Source organism: Comamonas sp. B-9 (assembly GCF_000410635.1).
Lineage (GTDB): Bacteria > Pseudomonadota > Gammaproteobacteria > Burkholderiales > Burkholderiaceae_C > Comamonas.
Map to the genome: position 1 here is coordinate 44538 of NZ_KE148657.1, position 25171 is coordinate 69708.

Below are 25171 nucleotides of genomic sequence, written 5' to 3' on the forward strand. Positions count from 1 at the left end.
ATATTTATAGATAAAAAAGTGAAGAATAATTTCACTTTTTATCAAACAGTGTCCGAGAGACGCGGTAGATCAAAGCAGCACGATGTCGTACTGGTCCGAACCATCCCGCCCTTCGGCCTGCAGCGAGATCGGTTTGCCGATGAAATCGGACAGGCCGGCCAGGTGCTGGCTCTCTTCGTCCAGCAGCATCTCGATCACTGGAGGGGCGGCGAGCACGCGGAACTCCTTGGGGTTGAACTGGCGTGCCTCGCGCAGAATCTCGCGCAGGATGTCGTAGCAGACCGTGCGCACGGTCTTGACTTCCCCGACGCCATTGCAGACCGGGCACGAGGTGCATAGCATGTGCGCGAGCGATTCGCGCGTGCGCTTGCGTGTCATCTCCACCAGGCCCAGCTGGGAGAATTCGCCACACATGGTTTTGACGCGATCGCGCTGCAGCTGCTTGCGCAGCTCGTGCAGCACCTGCGCCTGGTGGTCCTCGTGCACCATGTCGATGAAGTCCACGATGATGATGCCGCCCAGGTTGCGCAGCCGCAGCTGGCGGGCAATGGCATGGGCCGCTTCCAGGTTGGTCTTGAAGATGGTGTCGTCAAAATTGCGCGCACCCACATAGCCGCCGGTGTTCACATCGACGGTGGTCAGGGCCTCGGTCTGGTCCACGATCAGGTAGCCGCCCGACTTGAGGTCCACACGCCGGCCCAGCGCGCGGGCGATCTCCTCGTCGACCGAGTAAAGGTCGAAGATCGGGCGTTCGCCCTTGTAGAGCTGCAGCTTGGGGAGCGCTGCCGGCATGAACTCCTGGCCAAACTGCTGCAGCAGCACAAACTGCTCGCGCGAATCGATGCGGATCGACTGGGTGTTTTCCGTGACCATGTCGCGCAGCACGCGCTGCATCAGGCTCAGGTCCTGGTGCAGCAAGCTCTTGGCGGCCTGTTTGGCAGCGCTGTCCTTGATGCGCTTCCAGACCTTGCGCAGGTAGCTGATGTCCTCGGCCAGTTCCTCATCGCTGGAGTCCTCGCCATTGGTGCGCAGGATAAAACCGCCGCCACCGCCCGTTTGCGCCGTGCCCACCAATGCCTGCAGGCGCGCACGCAGCGCATCACGTTCGTTCTGGGGAATCTTTTGCGAGACGCCGATATGGTCGTCCTGGGGCAGGAACACCAGCAAGCGCCCGGCCACGCTGATCTGGGTGGACAGCCGCGCGCCCTTGGTGCCGATCGGGTCCTTGATGACCTGCACCATGATCGACTGGCCTTCAAAGATCTGCTTTTCAATCGGTACCTGGGGCTCACCCTTGCGCGCAAACATCGGCGCCAGGCCACCCTCCTGGCGTTGCCAGACATCCGCCACATGCAGGAATGCGGCGCGCTCCAGACCAATGTCGATAAAGGCCGACTGCATACCGGGCAGCACGCGCGATATCTTGCCCAGGTAGACATTGCCCACGAGGCCTCGCTCCAGGGTGCGCTCGTGGTGCAGCTCCTGCACGGCGCCACCCTCGATGATGGCCACCCGCGTCTCCTGCGGCGCCCAATTGATCAAAATATCATTTTGCATAGAAGTCATTCTTAAAGGGCCTTAGATGGCAAACCCTGCAGCCCGCAGCACATTCGCTGTCTCGAACACGGGCAGCCCCATGATGCCGGAATAACTGCCGCTGATCTTGGCAATATATGCGGCCGCCCGCCCCTGCACGCCATAGGCGCCCGCCTTGCCCATGGGCTCACCACTGGCAACATAGGCTTCGATCTGCGCGGCATCGATAGGCGCAAACTGCACGCTGGAGACGGACAAGGCCGTCAAACGCTTTCGCCCGCTTTGCAGGGCCACAGCGGTCAATACCCGGTGCGTCTTGCCGCTGAGTGCCTGCAGCATCTCGCTCGCTTGCTGCGGCGTCTCGGGTTTGCCCAGAATATGCCGGCCCAGCGACACCGTGGTGTCAGAGCACAGAATCGGTGCTGGGTCCAAGCCGCGCCGCTGCAGGCGGGCCAGTGCGGCATCGAGCTTCAGCCCGGTCACGCGCTGCACATAGTCGGTAGCCGATTCACGCGGCAGCACCAGCTCCAGCGCTTCGGGGTCCTGGGGCTCGGGATCGCCGTCCTGGGCCACCAGCAAGCGGTGGGCGATACCGATCTGCTCGAGCAGTTGACTGCGACGCGGGGACTGTGACGCCAGGTAGACGAAGGGATGCATGGTGGGAAGCGAGGCCAAGATTTGAAAAAAGCGCCTGCGCCCATCAATCCAGCGCAAGCAGCTATTATTTTTGCAGCATAACGCATCCGGCAGCCCGCTGGCAAGCGGGGATATTGCCCTGCTCTCGCCCACCCGAGCGCAGGCGCTCTGGGCCTATTCGCGGTGGTAAGGGTGGCCGGCATTGACCGACCAGGCGCGGTAGAGCTGCTCGATCAGCAGCACCCGCACCATCGCATGGGGCAAGGTCATGTCCGAGAGGCGAATGCGCTCGTGCGCAGCAGCCTTGAACTCGGGGTCCAGCCCGTCGGGGCCACCGATGATCAGCCCCACATCGTCACCTTCGAGCTGCCAGCCCTTGACCCGCTTGGCCAGTGCCTTGGTGGTCAGGTTGGTGCCGCGCTCATCGAGCACCACAATGCGTGTGCCGCGCGGGATGGCCGCCTCGATGCGCTTGCGCTCGGCGGCGTACAGGGTCTCCACCGTCTTGGAGCCGCGCGGCTCGGTCTTGACCGCCTTGAGCTCCACCTTCAGCTCGGGCGGGAAGCGCTTGGCATAGTCGTCATAAGCGGTCTGCGCCCAATCGGGTACATGCTGGCCCACCGCAACAATGAAAATCTTCATCTGAAATCTCCAATGAAAAAGAGCTGTCCTGCTCGGCAGTACAGCTCTTTGCAACCCGCAGGTTGAGGGGGGTGTTACTTGGCCTTGCTGGTCGCGCGCTTGGCCGCTGGCTTCTTGGCTGCAGGCTTGGCGACGGCCGACTTGGCTGCGGGCTTGCTGGCCTTGGGCTTGTTGACCACGACGGTCTTGACGGTGGCAGCAGCGCTGGTCTTCTTGGCCGCAGGCTTTTTGGCCACGGTGCCCGAGATCTTCTTGACCGCTGGCTTCTTCGCAGCGGTCTTCTTCACCGGTGCATCGGCAGCGCTGGCAGCAGCAGGCTTGCGTGCAGCGGGCTTCTTCTTGCTGTCAGCAGCGGTGTCGGCAGCGGCTTCTGGTTTGGCCTTGGCCGGCTTGGCGGCCTTGGGCTTGGCAGCGCCCAGCTTGACGCGCACGGGCGTATCGCCCCACATCTCTTCGAGGCGGTAGTACTGGCGGATCATCGGCTGCATGATGTGGGCCACAACCGGGCCGCAGTCGACAATGATCCATTCGCCGTTGTCTTCGCCTTCGGTGCGTGGCTTGGGAAAGCCCGCTTCCTTGACGGCGTCCTTGACGCTGGCAGCCAAGGCCTTGGTCTGGCGGTTCGAGGTACCGGCAGCGACGATCACGCGCTCAAACAGCGGCGAGAGGTGCTCGGTATTGAAAACCTGGATATCTTGTGCTTTCACATCTTCCAGCCCATCAACGATGGCACGCTGCAGCAATTGCACAGATTTCTTGGCAGTGGATTCGGATTTTTTGGCGGTGGTCATCAGTCGGTGATGGATGAAAGTGTTTGTACTATAGCGCGTGTTGCAGTTATTGTTGATCGCGTCAACACGCCGTGGCAAAAGGGCAAGGCCTTCAAGAGATACTGCCGCACAGCCTGCGATGGGGCATGAATACGGTCAGCGGAAAGTCAATTATACGCAAGCTGCGCCAAATGGCGCCCAGATAGGGCCTTGCGGTGCAGACGGCAAGCCCCGCCAAGCCCCAGCACAAGGGCGCCGGCAGACCGAGGGGCCCGGTGTTTAGAGCCAATCACGCGGCTGCAAAAAGTCCGCCAGCAAACGCGCTTCGGGCGAGCCCTCAGGGTCCTGGCGCTGGTAGCTCCAGCTCGCCAAGGGCGGCATCGACAGCAGGATCGACTCCGTGCGCCCACCCGACTGCAAACCAAAGTGGGTGCCCCGGTCCCAGACCAGGTTGAACTCCACATAGCGCCCGCGCCGGTAGAGCTGAAAGTCCCGCTCGCGCTCGCCATAGACCTCGTCCTTGCGGCGCTGCACGATGGGCAGATAAGCCTGCAAAAAGGCATCGCCCACCGACTGCAGCATTGCAAAGCTGCCTTCAAAGCCCAGCTCGGAGAAATCATCAAAGAAGATGCCGCCGATGCCGCGCGCCTCATTGCGGTGCTTGAGGAAAAAATAGCTGTCGCACCACTGCTTGAAGCGCGGGTACAAGTCAGCACCAAAAGGCGCCACCGCATCGTGGCAAACCTGGTGAAAATGCTGCGCGTCCTGCGCAAACGGGTAGAACGGCGTCAGGTCCATACCGCCACCAAACCAACAGGTGGCGGGCTGGCCGGGGTGGCCTGCTGCAATCATGCGCACATTCATATGCACCGTGGGCACATAGGGGTTGCGCGGATGGAAGACCAGGGACACGCCCATGGCCGTGAAAGGGGCACCTGCCAGCTCGGGCCGGTGTTGGGTCGCCGAGGGTGGCAACTGCGGGCCCCGCACTTGCGAGAAGCCCACGCCTGCGCGCTCAAACACCGCGCCGCCTTCGAGGATCTTGGTCAGACCCTGGCCTTGCAGCTTCTCACCGGGCGCCTTGTGCCAGGCATCGGCCAGAAAGCGCACGGCGCTGCCCGCCTCCTGCTCCAGCGCTTCAACGGCATCGGTGATCGAGGCCTGCAGCGACTGGAGGTAGGCGGCCACCGCCTGGGCCTGGGCCCCGGCGTTCAGTTGGTCAACGGACGAGGACAGCATGGGCGGGGCTCACTGTGGGCTTGCGGGCGGTCACTTGACCGCGCGGTAGCCGATGTCGTGGCGGGATTGCGCACCATCGAAATGCACTTGCGCTGCAGCGGCATACACGCGCTGCTGCGCCTGCTTGACGTTGTCGGCCAAGGCGGTCACACACAGCACGCGGCCACCGCTGGTGACGGGCTTGCCATCCTGCACTGTGGTGCCGGCGTGGAAGACCATCACTTCTTCTTCGTCCTCGGGCAGACCGGTGATCACATCGCCCTTGCGGGGAGCGTCCGGGTAGCCATGGGCGGCCATCACCACGCCCAGCGCGGTGCGGCGGTCCCACTGCAGCTCGATCTGGTCGAGCTTGCCGTCGGTGGCAGCCTGCATCACATCGACCAGATCGCTCTTGAGGCGCATCATGATCGGCTGGGTTTCCGGGTCACCCATGCGGCAGTTGAACTCCAAGGTCTTGGGGTGTCCCGCCTTGTCGATCATCAGGCCCGCGTACAAGAAGCCGGTGTAGGGAATGCCGTCTTTTTCCATGCCACGGATGGTGGGCAGAATGATCTCGCGCATCGCGCGGGCATGCACATCGGCCGTCACCACCGGGGCGGGCGAGTAGGCACCCATGCCGCCGGTGTTGGGGCCCTGGTCGCCGTCCTTCAAGCGCTTGTGGTCCTGGCTGGTCGCCATGGCCGCCACGCTCTTGCCATCGCACAGCACGATGAAGCTGGCCTCTTCGCCGTCGAGGAACTCCTCGATCACCACGCGGGCGCCGCCGTCGTTATGGGCAACGCCGTACTTGTTGTCCACCAGCATGAAGTCCACGGCATCGTGCGCTTCCTGGGTGGTGGTGGCCACCACCACGCCCTTGCCAGCGGCCAGGCCATCGGCCTTGACGACGATGGGCGCGCCCAGCTTGTCGATGTAGGCATGGGCCGCCACCGGGTCGCTGAAGGTCTCGTACTGCGCCGTCGGGATGCCATGGCGTGCCATGAAATCCTTGGAGAAAGCCTTGGAGCTTTCCAGCTGCGCGGCGGCCTTGGTCGGGCCAAAGATCTTCATGCCATGCGCGCGGAACTCGTCGACCACGCCGGCGGCCAAAGGCGCCTCGGGGCCCACGACGGACAGCTGCACACCGTTGTCCTGCGCCCATTCGCGCAGCTGAACCACATCGGTAATCGGCAGGTTTTCCAGACGCTTGTCGCGTGCGGTGCCTGCGTTACCCGGGGCTACATAGACCTTGGAGACCTTGGGCGATTGCGCCAACTTCCAGGCCATTGCGTGTTCACGGCCGCCGCCACCAATCACAAGTACCTTCATAGCGCCGCGTTATGGTAAACATCTTGAACATCATCCAGATCTTCCAGTGCGTCCAGCAACTTTTGCATCTTGGCCGCACCTTCCTCATCCAGATCTACGGTATTTTCGGGGCGCATCGTCACCTCGGCCACTTCGGGCTTGAAGCCCGCTGCCTCCAGCGCATTGCGCACCGCTTCAAATTCTGACGGGGGCGTCAGCACTTCGACGGCACCCTCCTCGTCGGTGATCACATCCTCGGCGCCCGCTTCGAGCGCCACTTCCATGATCTTGTCCTCGTCAGCGCCAGGGGCAAACACCAGCTGCCCCAGGTTGCGGAACTGGAAGGACACCGAGCCTTCGGTACCCATGTTGCCGCCGTGCTTGCTGAACGCATGGCGCACATCGGCCACCGTGCGCACGCGGTTGTCCGTCATGGTGTCAACAATGATGGCCGCGCCACCGATGCCATAGCCTTCGTAGCGGATTTCCTCGTAGGTCACGCCTTCGAGGTTGCCGGTGGCCTTGTCGATGTTGCGTTTGATGTTGTCGGCCGGCATGTTGGCCGCCTTGGCCTTGTCGATCGCCAGACGCAGACGCGGGTTGGCGCTCAAATCCGCACCACCCTGCCGCGCAGCGACCATAATTTCACGAATGATGCGGGTCCATACCTTGCCGCGTTTTTCGTCCTGACGACCCTTGCGGTGTTGAATATTGGCCCATTTGCTGTGTCCTGCCACAGAATTTCCTTTGCTATTGTTTTATCTAGCTAGACTGCGATTTTACTTTTGACTTTGATGCTGGAGAGGAAACCTACGATGGCTGAACCCCTACTGGTTGCCAAAAATGGCACAACGGAGTGTTTTTTACTTCCTGGCCTCGCCAACCGCCACGGGCTGATCACCGGCGCGACCGGCACGGGCAAGACTGTAACCCTTCAGACATTGGCCGAGGGATTCTCGGGCATTGGCGTGCCGGTGTTCATGGCCGATATCAAGGGCGATTTGACCGGCATCAGCCAGGTGGGCCAGATTGGCGGCAAGCTGGCCGCCACCTTGCAAGACCGTGGTATTGACCTGCCCACGCCCAAGGCTTGCCCCACCACCTTGTGGGATGTGTTTGGCGAGCAAGGCCACCCGGTGCGCGCCACCATCTCGGACATGGGCCCGCTGCTGCTGGGCCGCATGCTGGACCTGAACGACACGCAGATGGGCGTGCTCAACCTGGTCTTCAAGATCGCCGATGACAACGGCATGCTGCTGCTGGACTTGAAGGACCTGCGCGCCATGCTGTCCTACGTGGGCGAGAACGCCAAGCAGTTCACCACCGACTACGGCAACATCAGCTCGGCCAGCGTGGGCGCCATCCAGCGCGGCCTGCTGCAGATCGAGCAGCAAGGCGGCGGCAGCTTCTTTGGCGAGCCCATGCTCAACATCGACGACATGATGCAGACCGTGGGCACGCAAGGGGTGATCAACATCCTGGCCGCTGACAAGCTGATGAATTCGCCGCGCCTGTATTCCACCTTTTTGCTGTGGATGCTGTCCGATCTGTACGAGAAGCTCCCGGAAATTGGTGACCCCGACAAGCCCAAGCTGGTCTTCTTCTTTGACGAGGCCCACCTCTTGTTCAATGACGCGCCCAAGGTGCTGCAAGAGCGCATCGAGCTGGTCGTGCGCCTGGTGCGCTCCAAGGGCGTGGGCGTGTATTTCGTCACGCAAAACCCGCTGGACATTCCCGACAGCGTGCTCGCCCAGCTGGGCAACCGCGTGCAGCATGCGCTGCGCGCCTTCACGCCGCGCGACCAGAAGGCCGTCAAGGCCACGGCCACCACCATGCGCGCCAACCCGGGCCTGAACATCGAAGCGGCCATCACCGAGCTGGCAGTCGGTGAGGCGCTCGTCAGCTTTCTCGACGAAAAAGGCCGCCCCAGCGTGACCGAGCGCGTCTATGTGCTGCCGCCCGGCAGCCAGATCGGCCCCATCAGCACCGAGCAGCGCCAGGCCTTGTTGAAGAATTCGCTGGTCGCTGGCGTCTATGACACGCCGGTGGACCGCGAGTCCGCCTACGAGATCCTGAAGGCGCGCGCCGGCCAGGCCACCGATGCACAAGGCGGCAAGGCCGGTGCGGGCGCTGCAGGTGGCGCTGCAGCCCCTGAGGATGGCGGCCTGATGGGCAGCATCAACGACATTCTTTTTGGCACCACCGGCCCGCGTGGCGGCAAGAAGGACGGCATCGTGCAGTCCATGGCCAAGTCCACCGCCCGCTCCTTTGGCACCAAGCTGGGCAACCAGATTCTGCGCGGCGTGCTGGGCAGCATCATGGGCGGCAAGAAGTAGCTTGAGAGGCACCGCAAAGAAAAAGCCGGCAGTTCAATTGCCGGCTTTTTCGCTTATGCACTGCGCAGTCAAGTGCGATCGGTGCGTGCCAGATGGTTTTCCAGCGCTCGCAGGCCCAGGGTCAGCATGAAGGTCATCAACCAATAGGCGAGCGCCACGGCCAGGTAGGGCTCCCAGTAGCGGCCATAGGCGCCGGCCACGGTGCGCGCGGCATAGGCCATCTCGGCCAGACCAATGGCCGAGACCAGCGAGGTGTCCTTGAGCAGCGAGATCATGTTGTTGCCCAGCGGCGGCAGCATGCGGCGGAAGGCCTGCGGAATCACCACATAGCGCATCATCTGGCCATGCGTCATGCCCAGGGACATGCCCGCCTGCTTCTGGCCGATCGCGATCGACTGGATGCCGGCGCGGAACACTTCGGAGATATAGGCCGCCGAGTTCAGTGTCAAGGCCACGACCCCCGACATCAGCGCGCCATGGTCCTGCTTGAGCGTGCGCGCCAGGTCACCGCTGATGAACAGCCCATTGACCGGGTGCACAAACAAGGGCATCACGGCAAAATGCATCAGCAAGATCTGCACAAAGAGCGGCGTGCCCCGGAAAAAGCTGACATAGGCCGTCGATGGCCAGCGCAGCAGGTATTTGCACACGCCCTTCCAGGGCTGGTGGCGCGTGTCGGCCAGGCGCGCCAGGGCTAGCATCAGGCCCAGTGCGCAACCCATGATCACGCAGGCCACCGTCATGCCGACGGTGACCATGGCGCCCTGCCAGAACATCTGCTTGTATTCCACGAGGATGTCGGGGCGGAACCAGCCGAACCACTCTACGGGGGTGTTGTTGTCCATCAATCCATTCCTTCAAACAAAATGACGGCCACAGGGCCGTCATTGCAACTGCGCCAAGCCTTGCCTTATTGGGGCTTGTAGTCCTGGTTGAACCACTTCTTGTAGATCACGTTGTAGCTGCCATCGGCGCGGATGGCGGCCAGGCCGGCGTTGATCTTGTCTTGCAAGGCCTTGTCGCCCTTGCGCACGACGATGCCGAAATGCTCCTTGGGGAAGCTCGCATCATCGACGGTCTTGAGCGCCGGGTACTGCGAGACGCGGTAGGCGATGACACCGTTGTCGCCAATGGCAGCATCCACGCCACCTGCGGCCAGCTCGGAGATGATCAGCGGCGTGCTCTCGAAGCGGCGGATATTGGCGCTGGTCTTGCCGACTTCGCGGCTCATCACATCGTCACCGGTCGAGCCGCTGACCACCGACACCTTCTTGTCCTTGAGGTCCTTGAGCGAGGCCACCGTGCTGTCCTTGGGCACGGCGATCAGCTGGCGGGCATCAAAGTAAGGCTGGGAGAAATCAAAGCTCTGCTTGCGCTTGTCGTTGATGGTCACGCCGGAGATGACAAAGTCCACATCGCCATTGTTGAGCGATGCAAAAATGCTGCTGAACGGCGTGTTGACGATGCGCAGCTTCATGCCCTGCTGCTTGGCGATGGCATTGACGATATCGATGTCAAAGCCGACGATCTGCTTGTCTTTGTTCTCGAACGCAAAAGGTGCGTAGGTCGCGCTCGAGGCCACCACCAGATCACGGCCCTGCGCTTGCGCCGCGCCCGCTGCCAACACCGACACCGCTGCGGCACCGATGGCCAGCGCAAATTTTTTGTTCCACATACCCCAACCTTTAGCAACATAAGCCGATACAAGCGGCCGATTATACGTAAACGCCTATAGGCAACGGCGGTTACAGCCTGCCCGCCAGCGCTCGGCAAGCGTTGCGCACAAGCTTGTCTGCCAGCCTCGCCAGCCAAGTGTCGGGCGCCGCAGCGACCCGCAGCGCTGCATGCAGCCTGCAGCACCCCCAAGGCGGACCACCAGAGCGACACCAAACCGGCAAAAAGCCACTACCATGAATCCCCTCGACGCCTCTGCCACCCTGATCGACCATGAACGCCACCGCCACCCCGCTCCCCACTTTCGATGATGTGCAGGCCGCTGCCCAGCGCCTGCAAGGCGTTGCCCACCGCACGCCAGTGATGCGCTCGTCCACCCTCGATAAATTGACGGGGGCTGAGTTCTTCTTCAAATGCGAGAACTACCAGCGCATGGGCGCCTTCAAGTTCCGGGGCGGCTACAACGCGCTGGCCCAGTTCTCGCCGCAGCAGGCGCAGCGCGGCGCGCTGGCCTTTTCGTCGGGCAACCATGCGCAGGCGATTGCGCTGTCGGCCCGCATTCTGGGCATGCCTGCAGCCATCGTGATGCCCGAAGATGCCCCGGCGGCCAAGCTCGATGCCACGCGCGGCTACGGCGCCGAGGTCATCACCTATGACCGTTTTACCGAAGACCGCGAGGCGATCAGCCAGCGCATTGCCCAGGAGCGCGGCATGACCCTGGTGCCGCCCTACAACCATGCCGATGTGATTGCCGGCCAAGGCACCAGTGCGATGGAACTGTTCCAGGACGTGCCCCAGCTCGACTACCTGTTTGTCTGCCTGGGCGGCGGCGGACTGCTGTCGGGCTGCCTGCTGTCGGCCAAGGCCATGGCACCCCAGTGCAAGGTCTATGGCGTGGAGCCGGAGGCCGGCAACGATGCCCAGCAATCGCTGCGCAAGGGTGAGATCGTCAAGATCGCCACGCCCCGCACCATTGCCGATGGCGCGCAGACCCAGGCACTGGGCGATCTGACCTATGCCATCATCCGCCGCGATGTGACCGATATCGTCACCGCCAGCGATCCGCAGCTGGTGGACTCCATGCGCTTTTATGCCGAGCGCATGAAGATGGTGGTCGAGCCCACCGGCGCGCTGAGCCTGGCCGGGGCCCGCTTTGGCGGCGTCGATCTGCAGGGCGCCCGCGTGGGCGTGCTGATCAGCGGCGGCAATGTGGACCTGGGCCGCTACGCGCAATTGCTGGGCAGCGCCTGAGCGGCAATGGGCGGCGATTTACAGCGCAAAAGCCTACCATTCGGTAAATATATTCACCAGCAGCGCACGGCCACAGAGCGGCACTGCTACCATTGCGGCCAAAAATGACATTGGCAACTACCATGAGCACCGTTCACCTCATCGACCACCCGCTGGTCCAGCACAAACTCACCCTGATGCGCCGCAAGGAGGCATCGACCAACAGCTTTCGCCGCATGCTCGGCGAGCTGTCCACCCTGATGGCCTATGAGATCACGCGCGACTTCCCGCTGCAGGATCTCGAGATCGAAACCCCGATGGAAAAGATGGTCGGCAAGGTCATCGATGGCAAGAAGCTGGCCCTGGTCTCCATCCTGCGCGCTGGCAATGGCTTTCTCGACGGCATGCTCAACGTGGTGCCCGGCGCCCGTATCGGCCATATCGGCCTCTACCGTGACCCCGAGACCTTGCAACCCGTCGAGTACTACTTCAAGATGCCCGACAACATGGGCGAGCGCGATGTGATCGTCGTGGATCCGATGCTGGCCACCGGTAACTCGGCCGCCGCCGCCGTGCAGCAGCTCAAGGACAAATGCCAGCCCAAGTCGATCAAGTTCATGTGCCTGCTCGCCGCCCCTGAAGGCATCAAGACCATGCAGGCCGCCCACCCCGATGTGGACATCTACACGGCCGCCGTGGACCGCCAGCTTAACGACCACGGCTACATCCTGCCGGGCCTGGGCGACGCGGGCGACCGCATCTTCGGCACCAAGTAAGCCCAGCCAAACCGCATGCCCACCACGCGCTGGGCATGCGAGGTCCGACGCCGCCGCGGCTGGCCCATGGCAGGGCGTAGGACAAATCGCACACCCAATATGCAGCAGCTTTGGTTAAATGGCCTTCGGGGCATCACTGCCGGGAGACCACACCATGAGCTACCATCTGCTGGTTTTTGCGCCCTCCTCCGCGCCCAAGGAAGCGGCGGCCTTTGGTCTCTGGTTCCAGGCCCAGACCGAATGGCCCGAGCACCATGACTACGAGGACCCGGCTGTTGCCACCTTGTCGCTCAAAGCCTGGTGCCTGGAGATGATGCAGCGCTTTCCCCCCCGATCAGGCCCTTACCGGGAAGAGCTGCCACCCGAGGACAAAAGCCTGCTCGCCGACTACAGCATTGGCCGCAATATTGTTTTTGTCGCCGTGCAGCCGGCCCAGGCCAAGGCCGCGCTGACCCTGGCGCGTGCGCTGGCAGCCCAGCACTGCGTGGGCCTGTACGAGGCCAGTGAATCACCGGCCGCCGTGCGCCTGCCCGATGGCAACAATGGCCTACAGGCCGCATTTGACTGCAAGCCGGATATGGGCTGAGCTGGCCTTCAGAGTCAGCGCGCCGACTCGCTGTCGCGGGCCTTGAGTACCATGCTGTTGCCCGAGATGCTCACATCAAAGTAGCGCAAGAAGTTCTGGCCCAGCAGCGCATCGCGTGCGCTCTCGCCGGTGTAGCCCGTGCCCACGCGCAAATCGTTGACGGCCAGCGGGCCGACCTCAATCCGCTCGGCCCGGCTCATCATGCCCTTGCGCACGCCATTGGCGGTCTGAAAGCTGATGGGCACGCCCTCGCCCAGGTTGGCACGTTCGGCGACCGCATCGGTGATGCTGATCAGGCTGGCACCGGTATCGACCATGAACTGCACCGGCACGCCGTTGACCGAGCCCGCCACGCGGAAATGGCCATCGCGGTCGCGCGGAATCTCCAGCACGCCATGGGCCATGACCTTGCCTTCGCTGGGCTTGCGGTAGACCTCGGTCACCAGGTAGATCGCAAACATCACGCCGATCCAGATAGCGAGCAGCATCCAGGTGGTGCGCCGGCTGGCATCGGGTGGGGTGTGCACAGGCCCTGGGCCGCCAGCGGGCAGTGGCGCGCCTGGCCAGGGTGACGGCGGCGCGGCAGCTGCGGGCTGTGCTGAAGACGAAGAATCGGGGCGTCGGGTGCGTAATCGGCTCATGGATCAGGATTTTTTGCCTACGCAAGCAAACTGTGCGACGGCCGGTGACAAAGCATAAATCATACTGGCATGGCCCGGGCCACGCCGCTGCATTGTGCGCGCGGGCTTGTGGCGCTTCATGGGCGCCCGGCCGAGCCGCCTGGCGGACAGCGGGAGCAGCCGGGAGCGGGCTGGACTGGGGTAGGATGGCCGCCAGTTATCACCCTGCCCTGTTTTTCATGACCATCGACCGTCGCCACCTGCTGCAATCCCTGGCGGGCTTTGCCGCAGCCGCTGTCCTGCCTGCAGGTTGGACCAGCGCCCATGCTGCCCCAGCCCATTGGCCCAGCAAACCCCTGCGCTTTATCGTCGGCTACCCGGCGGGCTCCTCGCCCGACATGCAGGCGCGCATGATCGCCCAGCCGCTGGCGCAAATCCTGGGCCAGCCCGTGGTGGTCGACAACCGGCCCGGTGCCAGCGGCAATATCGGCGCCGACCAGGTGGCCCGCGCGACCGATGACCACAGCTTTGGCATTGTGGGCAATGGCCCGCTGACCTCGTCGCAGGCGCTGTATGCCAAGCTGCCCTACGACCCGGTCAAGGACTTTGCGCCGCTCGCCCTGGTGGGTGTATCGCCGCTGGCCTGGGTGGTGCCGGCAAGCGCAGGTGCGCAGACCGACAAGGCGCTCGCCAGCCTGCGCCAAAAAGGCAATGCGGCCAGCTACGGCTCCACCGGCCTGGGCTCGGGCGGCCATCTGGGCATGGAGCTGCTCAAAGATGCGCTGCATTTCGATGCCGTGCACATCCCCTTTACCGGTGCGCCCGGTGTTGTCGGCGCGCTGATGGGCGGCCAGCTCGACTGCGCGCTGCTGCCCATCTCGTCGGTGCTGCCGCTGGTGCAAAGCGGCAAGCTGGCGGCCCTGGCCGTCACCTCGGCCCAGCGCACGCAGCTGATGCCGCAGACGCCATCGATGCGCGAAATCGGCGCCCAGGATGTGAATATCGAAGTCTGGAACGCGCTGATGGCCCCGGCCAGCATGCCTGCCGCCATCCGCAGCCAGCTGAGCGACGCGCTGCTCAAGGTGCTCAACACCGCTGACATCCGCGATCAGCTGCTGCGCCAGGCCTGGACCTTAGAGGAAGCATCGCCCGCAGCGCTGCAAACGCGCATCAGCAGCGACCGCAAGATGTACAACGCCTTGATTGCGAAAAAGAAACTGCAGCTGGAGTGATACCCGCACTGCTGCAACACCAAGGGCCATCGCAGGGCCCTTTTCTGTGACTAAAACAGTTTCAGCGGCGCACCTGCAAGGCCCCCGGGTTGACGATGTTCGATGGCCGCCCTTTGATGAAGTTGACCACGTTGTCAAAGGCCACGCCAAAGTACTGCTCGTAGCTGTCCTGCTCGACATAGCCAATATGGGGCGTGCAGATGCAGTTCTCCAGCCGCAGCAAGGCATGGCCCTGCAGGATGGGTTCGCTCTCGAACACATCGACGGCCGCAATGCCGGGGCGTCCCCGGTTGAGTGCAGCAATCAGCGCATCGGGCTGCACCAACTCGGCCCGCGAGGTGTTGACGAAGGTGGCCGAGGGCTTCATCTGCGCCAGATCGTCAAAGCTGATGCAGCCCTTGGTCTGCTCGCTCAGGCGCAAATGCACGGTCAGCACATCGCTGTTGGCAAAGAAGAACTGCTTGCTCGAGGCCACCTTGTGGCCATCGGACAGTGCCTTGGCGCGCGAGCCATCGCTGCCCCAGACCAGCACCTCCATGCCAAAGGCCTTGCCATAACCGGCAATCAGCTGGCCAATGCGGCCATAGCCCCAGATACCCAGGGTGCGGCCGCGCAGCACGTTGCCCAGGCCAAAATTGGGCGGCATATTGGCCGCCTTGAAGCCCGACTGCTGCCAGGCGCCATGCTTTAAGTTGGCGATGTACTGCGGCAGGCGGCGCGCTGCGGCCATGATCAGCGCCCAGGTCAGCTCGGCGGGCGCCACGGGCGATCCCACACCCTCGGCCACCGCCACACCGCGCTCGGTGCAGGCTGTCAAATCCACATGGGAGCCGATGCGCCCGGTCTGGGCAATCAGTTTGAGACGCGGGAGCTTGTCGAGCAGCAGGCGGTTGATATGCGTGCGCTCGCGGATCAGAACGATGATGTCGGCATCCTTGAGACGCACCGACAGTTGCCCCAGACCCTTGACCGTATTGGTATAGACCTTGGCCGAATAGGCGTCGAGAACGGATGCACACTGCAGTTTGCGCACTGCATCCTGATAATCGTCCAAGATCACAATATTCATAGGAAGACCATTCTCATCGAACGCCAACCAGGCGGCTTTGCCCCACGCAAGCCCCCTGTACACGGCAGCGCGCTGGCAACATTCACCGAAAAACCGGTTTCCGAGCACCGCTGAGTACCGCATCAGCTATGAACATCATAGCATTGAATAATCTCAGCACTCTGCCATGCCCACCAGCGGGCGACAAGGCTGCAACAGCGATCACCTGGCGGCAGCAGCCATCGATGCCGCCGGCTGCTATGCAAATCTTTGCACAGGCCCGTGCCTGGCCGCTGTCATCGCTCCGGCTGCCTCCTGCGTTGTGCACTGTGCGTACAGCGCCCGCCAGACTGTTGCTTTCAACGCAAATTTAGATGCCGGGGCGCTGCAACGCTAGCGCTGGCTCACGCCGAGCGCTATAACAATTGCTTGTTACTTTGCTTTGTTGGTTGATAGCACTATGACGAATTTGGTCGCTCCATCCCGCAGTCGTTGCCCACAACAGATGTTGGCGCAAACCATGCAGGAATGGGGAGGAGCGGAGGATCTCTGGGTATTTGCCTACGGCTCGCTGATCTGGCGCCCGGAGTTCGAATTTCTGGAATGCCGCCACGCGCGGGTCTTTGGCTGGCACCGCGCGCTCAAGATGTGGAGCCACATCAACCGGGGCACGCCCGAGTGCCCCGGCCTGGTGTTTGGCATGTTCTCCGGTGGCAGTTGCCGAGGCATGGCCTTTCGCATCGCCCGTCAGCATGTGCCCGAGATGATGCCTCGCCTGTGGCAGCGCGAAATGGCCACCGACTCCTACGATCCCAAGTGGCTCGATTGCCAGACCGAAGACGGCCCCGTCAAGGCGCTGGCCTTTACGCTGTCCAAATCCAGCCCGCGCTGCACGGGCACCTTGAGCGAAGAAGACTACCGCCGCATCTTTGCCCAGTCCTGCGGCATCTATGGCACCACCTTGGATTACGCCGAGTCCACCTACACCGCCCTCAAAAGCCGGGGTATCCAGGACCGGGCGCTGGAGCGCCTGCTGCGCCTGTCGGCCTCACGTGCCCATGCAGGCCAGGAAGCGCGCAGCCTGCTGGGCCAGCCAAGCCGCAGCACGGCCAGCTCTGCCGCATAAACCCGATTGCAAAGGCCCAACCAGCGCGCCAGAGGCGCTGGTCTGAGGGCTGGTCTCCCAAAACTGCGGCACAAAAACAAACACCCCGCCTTTCTACAGCCAGATGGCCCGAAAGCGAGGTGCATGTTGAGAGGGGATGGACGGTCTTTGGGCCATCCCGGGCGGGAATGTGCAGCTTCCGCGCCCTATTCGCAAGTAACGGCTCCATGGAGGAGCCGTCTACTGGGGTGGGTTGCCGGCTTCAGTATCGGCAAGCAGGAAAAAAGAGCTACTGGCGCCAGTGCTTAGCGCTTGCGATCACGTTCGTCTTCTGGCCAGATGCTGAAAACATTTGCGGTGGTCATGTGAACAATCTCCTAAAGATGCGTGTTCAACGCCGGGGATGACGAGGCGGTTGACAGCAGGCCCCAGAAATTTGCATGTTTACATATGGTTTACTTAAATATATTTAACCCATGAAAAACAACACTGGAAAATGTATCGAAAGCTTGATTCAGGCTACATTTTTCGCATGTTATTGATATATATCATTGGCTTAAATCGTAAACGTAGAAAGTAACTTAAGTTAACAGCAACGCCATTTGATGTTCAATAAATATTGCATTTCGTCGTAGTATCGACAAATTTCAGGTCATTTCGATTTCAAATGGTCAATTATTTAGCCATTTAGACGTAAATACGGGCAAAAAATCGGCTACCTAGCCACCCTGACCGCTGCTTACAGAACCCGCCAAACGCAGGTGTTCAACGCACAATCACCTGCTTTTGCGGGTTCCAACCATGGTTCAGCGGGCCATGGCCCTGGCCGGTATGCACATCGGCACCCGATTCAATGGCGCCCAGAATATACTGCCGCGCCAGGCTGACGGCGGCCGGCAGCGGCTGCCCCAGGGCCAGCTGGCAGGCAATGGCCGATGACAGGGTGCAGCCCGTGCCATGGCCGTTATGGGTGTGGATGCGGGTGGAAGCCAGGCGCAGACGCTCGCCGTCGGCAGTGGCCAGCAGGTCCACCACCTCATTGCCGGGCAGATGGCCGCCCTTGATCAGCACAGCCTTGGCGCCCAGGGCCAGCAAATCCTGCGCGGCCTGCTCGAGCTGGTCGGCATGCACCAGGCTGCGGCCCAGCAGCAAACCCGCTTCGTCCAGATTAGGGGTGATGAGCGCAGCGCGCGGAAACAGCTCGCGCACCAGCTCAGCCACGGTGGCCTCGGCAATCAGCCGGTCACCGCTGGTGGCGACCATCACCGGGTCCAGCACCACATGGGGCAAGGCATAGCGGTCAATCGCCGAGGCCACCACGGCGACAATCTCGGGCGCATGCAGCATGCCGATCTTGACGGCATCGCAGCCAATGTCCTCCAGCACCGCATCGAGCTGCTCTTGCAGAAAGACTGGTGGCACGCCATGGATGGAGCGCACGCCCTGCGTGTTTTGCGCGGTCAGCGCCGTGATCGCGGTCATGCCAAAGCAGCCCAGCGCCGACATGGTCTTCAGATCGGCCTGGATACCTGCCCCCCCGCCACTGTCGGAGCCGGCAATCGACAGCACCCGGGCATAGCGCGGCAAGGAGACGGGAGAAGAGGGGTTCAGTGAGGCCATGGCTGCAGTCCAAAAACAATGCCGGGCAACACTGGCCCGGCCTGGGCAAAATTATCCACGATTGTGACGACGGCTTGACGCAGCCCCATGCCCCCGGCGCAGCGCTGTGTTTTAATGCAGCCTGAGACGAAACAGGGGTGTCCCTGCAGCAGTTTGGCTGCAGCGCGACTGAGATCAGACCCTGGAGCGCGCCGCCATGGCAGCGCTCCGCAACCCGATCCAGGTCATGCTGGCGTGGGGAGTTTTCGGCAGCTGCGCGCACTGTTTTGTCTATTGCCAACTACAAAACATGCCCTCTCAGCCCTTCATTTCTCCCCAATCCCGTATCACCATTTTGGGCGCTGGCCTGCTGGGCCGGCTGATGGCGCTGGAGCTGTCGGGCCGGGGCTTCTCCATCGATCTGTATGACCGGGGTGGGCCGGATGCCGAGCATGCCGCAGCGCGTGTGGCCGCCGCCATGCTCGCGCCGCTGGCCGAATCGGCCGTGACCGAGCATGGCGTGGTGCGCATGGGCCAGTATGGGCTGCAGCGCTGGCCCGCGTTGCTTGCGCAGCTGGAGGCGCCGGTGTTTTTGCAGCAGGCCGGCACCATGGTGGTCTGGCACCGCCAGGATGCGGCGGAAGCCCAGCGCTTCCATGGCATCTTGCAGCGCACCCAGGCGGCCATCCCCGAGCTGCCGCCTTTGCAGACCCTGGGTGCCCCCCAAATCGCCGAGCTGGAGCCAGCGCTGGCCAGACATTTTCAAGCCGCCTACTACCTGCCAGGCGAAGGCCAGCTGGACAACCGCCAGCTGCTGGCTGCGCTGGTGCCTGCACTGCAGGCGCGGGGCGTGCGCCTGCACTGGCAGCAAGCGCGTGAGCTGAATGACTTTGCGCCCGGCACGCAGGGCCAGCCCGATCTGCTGATCGACACACGTGGCCTGGGTGCCAAGCCGCAGTGGAGCCAGCTGCGCGGCGTACGTGGCGAAGTGCTGCGCGTACATGCGCCCGAGGTGCAGCTGCGCCGCCCCACCCGCCTGATGCACCCGCGCTACCCGATCTATATCGCGCCCAAGCAGGACCACCACTTTGTCATTGGCGCCACCGAGATCGAGTCCGACGACATGTCCCCGGCCAGCGTGCGCTCGGCGATGGAGCTGCTGAGCGCCGCCTACACCGTGCACAGCGGCTTTGCCGAGGCGCGCATCCTGGAGATCAACACCCAGTGCCGCCCGACTTTGCCCGATAATCTGCCAGCCATCCGCCAGGTGCGGCCCCGGGTGCTGGAGGTCAATGGCCTCTACCGCCACGGCTTCATGATCTCGCCCGCCGTGCTGGACTGCGCGGTCGAGCTGCTGCTGACGGGCGAGGCCCCCCTGGCAGCACGCTTTGGCATGGATGTGCGCCTGCTCGCGACGGCCTGATGGCCCGCAGCCCTATGATGAGCCTTGAATGATGACGATACAGATCCTCTTGAACAACCAGGCCACGGCCTTGCCCGAAGGCGCGACCATTGCGGTGGCGCTGGCCCAGCTGCAGCCGCGCCCGCCTTTTGCCGTGGCCGTCAACACCGAATTTGTACCCAAGGGACAGTACGACAGCCGCCAGCTGCAGGCAGGCGACAAGCTCGAAGTCATCTCGCCTGTCACCGGCGGCTGAGCTCGCGCGCCATTTGCCCGGGCTACCTCGCCAGCGCCCCTGACCCGTATTTACCCAAGGCCTTTGCCATGAACGCCAATCTCTCCTCCGACGACGCCCTGGTGCTCTATGGCCAGCGTTTTCAAAGCCGCTTGCTGCTGGGCACCTCGCGCTATCCATCGCCCGCCGTGCTGGAGGCAGCGGTCGCCCGCGCCCAGCCGGCCATGGTCACCGCATCGCTGCGCCGCCAGGGCAGCAATGCCGCCGAGACCGGCAGCGATTTCTGGGCGCTGCTCAAGCGCCTGAATGTGCCGGTGCTGCCCAACACCGCCGGATGCATGCGCCTGCAAGAGGCCATCACCACCGCGCAAATGGCGCGCGAGGTGTTCGAGACACCCTGGATCAAGCTGGAGCTGATTGGCGACGACTACACCTTGCAGCCCGATACCTTGAATCTGGTGGAGGCCGCCTCCATCCTGATCAAGGACGGTTTTCAGGTGCTGCCCTACTGCACCGAGGACCTGGTGCTCTGCCAGCGCCTGGTCGATGTGGGCTGCCAGGCCGTCATGCCCTGGGCTGCCCCCATTGGCACGGGCCGTGGCCCCGTCAACCCGTACGCGATGCAGACCTTGCGCGAGCGCCTGGATGTGCCGCTGATCTGTGACGCGGGCCTGGGCCTGCCCAGCCATGCCTGCCAGGTGATGGAATGGGGCTTTGACGGCGTGCTGCTCAACACGGCCGTCGCGCTGTCGCAAGACCCGGTTGCCATGGCCGGCGCCTTTGCCGATGCCACCGCCGCTGGCCACGCCGCCTTCCGCGCCGGCGCGATGCAGGCGCAGGACATGGCCCAACCCAGCACCCCGGTGCTGGGCACGCCGTTCTGGCACCAGAGCAACTAAAAGGCCATGCCAATGCAGCCCACCACCACGGCCACCACCCCAGCCCAGATCGCAGAGGCCATCACAGCGGCCCACCAGGCCGCCTTTGCCAGCTTTCCGCCGCAACCCACGCCCGCGCTGCCCGCAGACCGCCAGCACGATGCCGTCTATGCCGGCGCCTTGGCCGCTTGCAGCGCACTGGGCTTTATTGCCATCGATGCCGAATGTCTGGCCAGCGCCTGGAGCGCGCAGAGCGGCCGCACCGGCCAGTTCGATCCCCAGGCCTGGCCCACGCAAGCCGCCGATTTTGGCCTGCTGACCAGCGGCGGGCCCGAGGCCTTTGCACCCTGCCCCCAGCGGCTGGGCCTCTATGCCGTGCTGCCAACGGCCGAATGGGTGGGCCGTCTGGCGCGCGCAGGCGTGCCGACGGTGCAGCTGCGCTTCAAATCCGACGATGCCCAGGCCATTGCTGCAGAGATTGCCGCTGCCGTGGCCGCCGTTGAAGGTACCGGCGCCCTGCTCTTTATCAACGACCACTGGCGCCAGGCGATTGCAGCGGGCAGCTATGGCGTGCACCTGGGCCAGGAAGACCTGGATGCGCTCGGCGCAGCAGAGCTGGCCGAGCTGCGCGCCAGCGGCGTGCGCCTGGGCGTCAGCACCCATGGCTATGCCGAGATGGTGCGTGCCAGCCAAGCGCAGCCCAGCTATATCGCGATGGGGGCGGTCTTTCCGACCACCTTGAAGAAAATGGCCACCGTCCCGCAAGGCTTGGCGCGCCTGGAGCGCTATGCCGCCTTGACGCGCAGCTACCCCCAGGTCGCCATTGGCGGCATCTCGGCAGCGGAGTTTGCGCAGGTGCGCGAGAGCGGTGTTGGATCGATTGCCGTGGTGCGCGCCATCGTCAACGCGGACAAGCCCGAGGCCGCAGCCGCCGCCTTGATGGCGCTGATGGGCTAAGCGCGGCCCGCGCTACACCACATACAGCAGCACGGCATCACGCCGCTGGGCCGCTGCCTGCCAAAAGCCGCGCAACGCGGCCTGCCGGCGCACCCACAGCCGCAGGGCTTCCAGATCGGGCGCGCTGCCATCCTGCGCCTTTTGCCAGGCATGCATGCGCTGCACCAGCTGGGCCGCGCTGATGGCGGCCAGCCTTTGCGCACTGTCCGTCACCAGGTCGGCCGGCCAGGCCCAGCACTGCTGGGCCAAGGTGCCCTCCACCGCCACACCGGGCTCGATCTCGGGCAGGCGCTGCATGTCCTGCTGCCACAGGCTGCCCTGGTCCATCATGGCGAGCGGCCCGCCTTGCGCAGCACTGCGCTGCAGGTAGTCATCCATCGCCGAAGGCTCGACCAGCAAGCCCCGCAGGCCATGGCGCGGCAGCGCATAAAAAAGTCCTTGCACGCTCATACCGCCTCCCTGATCGCTGTTTTTAACTGCTGCAGATGCAAGGCGTTATCCGGGTCACAGATCTGCACCAGCAGCAGCGCTTTTTTCAGGTAGCTGCGGCGGGCATCGGTCTGCCCATGCACCGCCAGAAATGCGGCAAACACCTCATAGGCCCGCGCTGCTGCCAGCGAGTAACCCCGGCAACTGCGCTGCTGTATGCGCAAGGCCTGCTGCACCAGGGGCTTGACCCGCGCGGGCTGGTGGCGGATGGCAAACGCGGCGTAGCCGGCCAGCATGACAGACACCGCCTCCGGATCGGGCATGCGCTGGCCTTGCTGGTCCAGCCGGTCAAAGCTGTCCGGGTACGGCCCCAGCCGCTGCCAGCATTGCAGCGCCTGCGCCGTCTCGCCCAGCGCTGCATGGCTGGCGGCCATGCGCTGCAACAGCGCGCACAGTGCCAGGGCCTGGGCTGCGGCGTTGCCCCCGCTGCGCACATCGACCAGGGCCTGCGCTTGCGCATAGTGCTGCACAGCACGCTGGTGGTCGGCCTCCGCCTGGTATCCATCGCCCAGGCGTTCCAGCGCCTGGCGCCGCAGCGTGGCGGGCACAGCAGCCCCCTCGCGCGCGGCCAGCGCCAGCAAGGCCTGGCCATGCCCACGTTGGCGCGCCGTATCGCCCAGATGCTGGGCCATCTCCATCGCATGCAGGTGGTGCTGCGCCAGATCGGTCAGATCGCCGCTCTGGGCGGCCTGCAAGGCAATGGTCTGCTCACACAGTGCCAATGCCTGGGCCCAGTCCTGCGCTTGCATCAGCAGCGGGTACTGCCCTGGCTGCAGTGCAGGGGTGGCAGCGGCGCCCGGCGCCATCTTGGGCGAGCGCAGGCGCTGCAAGCAGGCTTGCGCCTGCTGCACCGGTTGCGCCAGCTCGGCAAAAGCCACGCCCAGATGCACACCCATCTGCAGCTTTTTGCGAGCGGCATCGAGGTGTTCGGTTTGGTAGAAGGTCATCCCCTGCAGCAGATAGGCCATTGCCAAATGGGGATCGCTTTGCGGTTTGCGGCTGCGCTGGGCCAGGTACCTGACCAAGGTGTCCGCCTCGGCATGCGCGGTCTGCACATCCCGGTGTGCCAGCGCATCGCCAATATGCTTTTGCGCCATCTGGATGGCCAGCGACTTTTTGTCGGCCTGCAGATCCACTACGGGCTGCGACCTGGCGTCCGGCAAGACGGCTGCGGCTCCCAAGGCCTGGGCCACAGGGGCAAGCGCCGGCGCTGCGGCAGCCTGCGCGCTGGCTGCTGGCTGCGATGCCTGCGCATCGAGCTGGGACTGCGCAAAGGCGGACAGGCGCGAATCCATGTCTTCTTCGACCCGAAAGTAGTCGAACAGCCAAAAGCCGTCCCGCAGCAGCCAAAAGACCACCGGCCCGAGCAGGTAAGGCACGTAGCGTGCAAGGGGGCCTCCCCATAGCCACAGCACCGCGCACAGTAGGCTTAAGCCCAGTTGCGCCACGGCGCTTGCATAGCGTCCCAGATAAAAGCGGTGAGCGCCCAGCCACCCCACCGCCAACAACAGGCCCAGAGCCCATCGCGGATTTTTTTCCCCCATCCCTCATCCCTTGTGCTTTGTTTGGTCTGCACTTTGCCGCCCAGGCATGCACCGCATTAGCGCTGCACAAGGCGGCATATATCGCGGGAAGTATAGCAACCGCTACCGGCTGCGCCAGGGCTGCCAGCGGACGTTTGCAGCGCCTGTCGCTGGGGCGCCGGAAGGTCTGGGAGAGGATTTCGAGGCCTAAAAATCAGGCCTGCGCGAGGGCGTTACAGAGGCCAGCCGCTGCGCCGCTGCCGCGCAATACCCGTTGGCAGCGGCCGGCAACGACCAGCTGCCGCCGGCATTGCCGTATCAAATATTTACCAAAACGGGGGCGCCGGTTTGGCGCTCGGGCTTGGTGCGGGCCGCTTGCATGACTTCATGCGCTGGCAGATGCTTCATGCGGTGGTCGCTCCAGACCTGGCGCCAGCGGCGTGCACCAGGCATGCCCTGGCGCAGGCCCAGCATATGGCGGGCAATGGCGTACCAGTGCGTGCCATGCTCGGCAGCTTCACGCTCCATATAGCGCACCATCGCCTCTTCAACCGATTCGCGGCTGATGCCGCTGTTGAGCTCGGCGCCATAAAACTGGGCATCCCAGGTCGCGAGCCACCAGGGGTTGTGGTAGGCCTCGCGCCCCACCATCACCCCATCGACCTGTTCGAGCTGTGCCAGCACGGTGGCGTTATCGGCAATGCCACCATTGATCGCGATGGTCAGCTGCGGAAAGTCTTTTTTCAGCTGGGCCACGACGTCGTAGCGCAGCGGCGGAATCTCGCGGTTCTCCTTGGGCGACAAGCCCTTGAGCCAGGCATTGCGGGCATGCACGACAAACACCTCGCAACCCGCATCGGCCACCGTGCCGATGAAGTCACGCACAAAGCCATAGCTCTCGTTTTTGTCGATGCCAATGCGGTGCTTCACTGTCACGGGGATATCCACCACATCGCGCATGGCCTTGACGCCATCGGCCACCAATTCCTTCTCATTCATCAGACAGGCGCCAAAGGCACCGCGCTGCACACGCTCACTGGGGCAGCCGCAGTTGAGGTTGACCTCGTCATAGCCCCAGTCCTGCGCCAGCTTGGCGCATTGGGCCAGGTCCGCAGGCTCACTGCCGCCCAGTTGCAAGGCCACCGGGTGCTCCTCTGCAGAAAAGCGCAAGTGCCGCGCCACATCCCCATGGATCAGCGCACCGGTCGTCACCATCTCGGTGTAGAGCAAGGTCTGGCGCGTGAGCAGACGGTGAAAATAGCGGCAATGGCGGTCGGTCCAGTCCATCATCGGCGCAACGGACATTCTCCATGGGCTATGTTGTTGATTTTTAATCATTTTATAAAAAGCAATTTTCTTAAATTGGCCAAC

General features: G+C 63.5%; 25 protein-coding genes and 1 pseudogene. 10 read left to right on the forward strand and 16 right to left on the reverse strand.

Going from position 1 to position 25171, the window contains the following annotated elements:
- Positions 1-69 precede the first annotated feature (69 nt).
- From rng to H928_RS0122010, 7 genes are all read right to left on the reverse strand, one after another.
- The gene (gene rng / locus H928_RS0121980) at positions 70-1557 is read right to left on the reverse strand and encodes a ribonuclease G (protein ID WP_021028423.1); all 1488 of its coding nucleotides are present in this window, start codon (positions 1555-1557) and stop codon (positions 70-72) included.
- Positions 1558-1578: 21 nt separating this feature from the next.
- Positions 1579-2193 carry a nucleoside triphosphate pyrophosphatase gene (locus H928_RS0121985; RefSeq protein WP_021028424.1) on the reverse strand — a complete coding sequence of 205 codons (615 nt, stop codon included), beginning with the start codon at positions 2191-2193 and terminating at the stop codon, positions 1579-1581.
- Positions 2194-2346: 153 nt separating this feature from the next.
- Positions 2347-2814, reverse strand: coding sequence for a 23S rRNA (pseudouridine(1915)-N(3))-methyltransferase RlmH (gene rlmH, locus H928_RS0121990; RefSeq protein WP_021028425.1), 468 nt, complete (start codon positions 2812-2814; stop codon positions 2347-2349).
- 74 nt (positions 2815-2888) lie between these two features.
- On the reverse strand, positions 2889-3605 hold the full coding sequence (gene rsfS / locus H928_RS0121995; RefSeq protein ID WP_021028426.1) for a ribosome silencing factor: 717 nt from the start codon (positions 3603-3605) through the stop codon (positions 2889-2891).
- Between the two features lie 258 nt (positions 3606-3863).
- The gene (gene hemF / locus H928_RS0122000; protein ID WP_021028427.1) at positions 3864-4823 is read right to left on the reverse strand and encodes an oxygen-dependent coproporphyrinogen oxidase; all 960 of its coding nucleotides are present in this window, start codon (positions 4821-4823) and stop codon (positions 3864-3866) included.
- Between the two features lie 30 nt (positions 4824-4853).
- Positions 4854-6131: a phosphoribosylamine--glycine ligase gene (gene purD / locus H928_RS0122005; protein ID WP_027011255.1), complete on the reverse strand. Its 1278-nt coding sequence runs from the start codon at positions 6129-6131 to the stop codon at positions 4854-4856.
- Complete coding sequence (locus H928_RS0122010) at positions 6128-6847, reverse strand: YebC/PmpR family DNA-binding transcriptional regulator (protein WP_021028429.1); 720 nt, start codon at positions 6845-6847, stop codon at positions 6128-6130. Before H928_RS0122010 ends, purD begins: the two co-directional genes overlap by 4 nt.
- A gap of 78 nt (positions 6848-6925) precedes the next feature.
- Here H928_RS0122010 and H928_RS0122015 point away from each other — a divergent pair, with 78 nt between their 5' ends.
- A complete protein-coding gene (locus H928_RS0122015; protein ID WP_021028430.1) occupies positions 6926-8446 on the forward strand; it encodes a helicase HerA-like C-terminal domain-containing protein in 1521 nt (506 codons plus the stop codon).
- 68 nt (positions 8447-8514) lie between these two features.
- Here the strand turns inward: H928_RS0122015 and H928_RS0122020 are convergent, their stop codons facing one another.
- A complete protein-coding gene (locus H928_RS0122020; protein ID WP_021028431.1) occupies positions 8515-9291 on the reverse strand; it encodes an amino acid ABC transporter permease in 777 nt (258 codons plus the stop codon).
- A 65-nt stretch (positions 9292-9356) separates the two neighbouring features.
- Positions 9357-10121: a basic amino acid ABC transporter substrate-binding protein gene (locus H928_RS0122025; protein ID WP_021028432.1), complete on the reverse strand. Its 765-nt coding sequence runs from the start codon at positions 10119-10121 to the stop codon at positions 9357-9359.
- A gap of 272 nt (positions 10122-10393) precedes the next feature.
- On the opposite strand from H928_RS0122025, the gene H928_RS0122030 reads away from it, so the two are divergent.
- From H928_RS0122030 to H928_RS29290, 3 genes are all read left to right on the forward strand, one after another.
- Positions 10394-11371 (forward strand): threo-3-hydroxy-L-aspartate ammonia-lyase, encoded by a 978-nt coding sequence (locus H928_RS0122030; protein WP_021028433.1) that lies wholly within the window; start codon positions 10394-10396, stop codon positions 11369-11371.
- Positions 11372-11493: 122 nt separating this feature from the next.
- Complete coding sequence (gene upp / locus H928_RS0122035; RefSeq protein ID WP_021028434.1) at positions 11494-12126, forward strand: uracil phosphoribosyltransferase; 633 nt, start codon at positions 11494-11496, stop codon at positions 12124-12126.
- Between the two features lie 154 nt (positions 12127-12280).
- Positions 12281-12712 (forward strand): hypothetical protein, encoded by a 432-nt coding sequence (locus tag H928_RS29290; protein WP_021028435.1) that lies wholly within the window; start codon positions 12281-12283, stop codon positions 12710-12712.
- Positions 12713-12726: 14 nt separating this feature from the next.
- Here H928_RS29290 and H928_RS0122045 read toward each other — a convergent pair whose 3' ends face one another.
- Positions 12727-13239, reverse strand: a complete 513-nt coding sequence (locus H928_RS0122045; protein ID WP_239645045.1) for a TIGR02281 family clan AA aspartic protease — start codon at positions 13237-13239, stop codon at positions 12727-12729.
- Between the two features lie 332 nt (positions 13240-13571).
- On the opposite strand from H928_RS0122045, the gene H928_RS0122050 reads away from it, so the two are divergent.
- The gene (locus H928_RS0122050; RefSeq protein ID WP_052330184.1) at positions 13572-14564 is read left to right on the forward strand and encodes a tripartite tricarboxylate transporter substrate binding protein; all 993 of its coding nucleotides are present in this window, start codon (positions 13572-13574) and stop codon (positions 14562-14564) included.
- A 61-nt stretch (positions 14565-14625) separates the two neighbouring features.
- On the opposite strand, the gene H928_RS0122055 is transcribed toward H928_RS0122050, so the two are convergent.
- Complete coding sequence (locus tag H928_RS0122055; protein ID WP_021028438.1) at positions 14626-15633, reverse strand: D-2-hydroxyacid dehydrogenase family protein; 1008 nt, start codon at positions 15631-15633, stop codon at positions 14626-14628.
- Between the two features lie 439 nt (positions 15634-16072).
- Between H928_RS0122055 and H928_RS29295 the strand changes: the two genes are divergently transcribed.
- Positions 16073-16738, forward strand: a complete 666-nt coding sequence (locus H928_RS29295) for a gamma-glutamylcyclotransferase (protein ID WP_052330187.1) — start codon at positions 16073-16075, stop codon at positions 16736-16738.
- A gap of 744 nt (positions 16739-17482) precedes the next feature.
- Here H928_RS29295 and thiD read toward each other — a convergent pair.
- The gene (gene thiD, locus H928_RS0122065) at positions 17483-18337 is read right to left on the reverse strand and encodes a bifunctional hydroxymethylpyrimidine kinase/phosphomethylpyrimidine kinase (RefSeq protein WP_043341522.1); all 855 of its coding nucleotides are present in this window, start codon (positions 18335-18337) and stop codon (positions 17483-17485) included.
- A gap of 289 nt (positions 18338-18626) precedes the next feature.
- Here thiD and H928_RS0122070 point away from each other — a divergent pair, with 289 nt between their 5' ends.
- From H928_RS0122070 to H928_RS0122085, 4 genes are all read left to right on the forward strand, one after another.
- Positions 18627-19739, forward strand: coding sequence for an FAD-dependent oxidoreductase (locus H928_RS0122070; RefSeq protein ID WP_043341526.1), 1113 nt, complete (start codon positions 18627-18629; stop codon positions 19737-19739).
- Positions 19740-19776: 37 nt separating this feature from the next.
- Complete coding sequence (gene thiS, locus H928_RS0122075; protein ID WP_027011261.1) at positions 19777-19974, forward strand: sulfur carrier protein ThiS; 198 nt, start codon at positions 19777-19779, stop codon at positions 19972-19974.
- A 68-nt stretch (positions 19975-20042) separates the two neighbouring features.
- The gene (locus H928_RS0122080; protein ID WP_021028443.1) at positions 20043-20852 is read left to right on the forward strand and encodes a thiazole synthase; all 810 of its coding nucleotides are present in this window, start codon (positions 20043-20045) and stop codon (positions 20850-20852) included.
- Positions 20853-20864: 12 nt separating this feature from the next.
- Positions 20865-21788, forward strand: a complete 924-nt coding sequence (locus H928_RS0122085; RefSeq protein WP_021028444.1) for a thiamine phosphate synthase — start codon at positions 20865-20867, stop codon at positions 21786-21788.
- A 12-nt stretch (positions 21789-21800) separates the two neighbouring features.
- Here H928_RS0122085 and H928_RS0122090 read toward each other — a convergent pair whose 3' ends face one another.
- From H928_RS0122090 to dusA, 4 genes and pseudogenes are all read right to left on the reverse strand, one after another.
- A complete protein-coding gene (locus tag H928_RS0122090; RefSeq protein ID WP_021028445.1) occupies positions 21801-22238 on the reverse strand; it encodes a hypothetical protein in 438 nt (145 codons plus the stop codon).
- Positions 22235-23656 (reverse strand): hypothetical protein, encoded by a 1422-nt coding sequence (locus H928_RS0122095; protein WP_021028446.1) that lies wholly within the window; start codon positions 23654-23656, stop codon positions 22235-22237. The genes H928_RS0122090 and H928_RS0122095 overlap by 4 nt, the downstream gene beginning before the upstream one ends.
- Positions 23657-23692: 36 nt before the next feature.
- Positions 23693-23821 (reverse strand): annotated as a pseudogene (locus H928_RS34155) (NINE protein); the annotation flags it as partial.
- A 297-nt stretch (positions 23822-24118) separates the two neighbouring features.
- Positions 24119-25138, reverse strand: a complete 1020-nt coding sequence (dusA, locus tag H928_RS0122105) for a tRNA dihydrouridine(20/20a) synthase DusA (RefSeq protein ID WP_027011262.1) — start codon at positions 25136-25138, stop codon at positions 24119-24121.
- Positions 25139-25171: the final 33 nt, after the last annotated feature.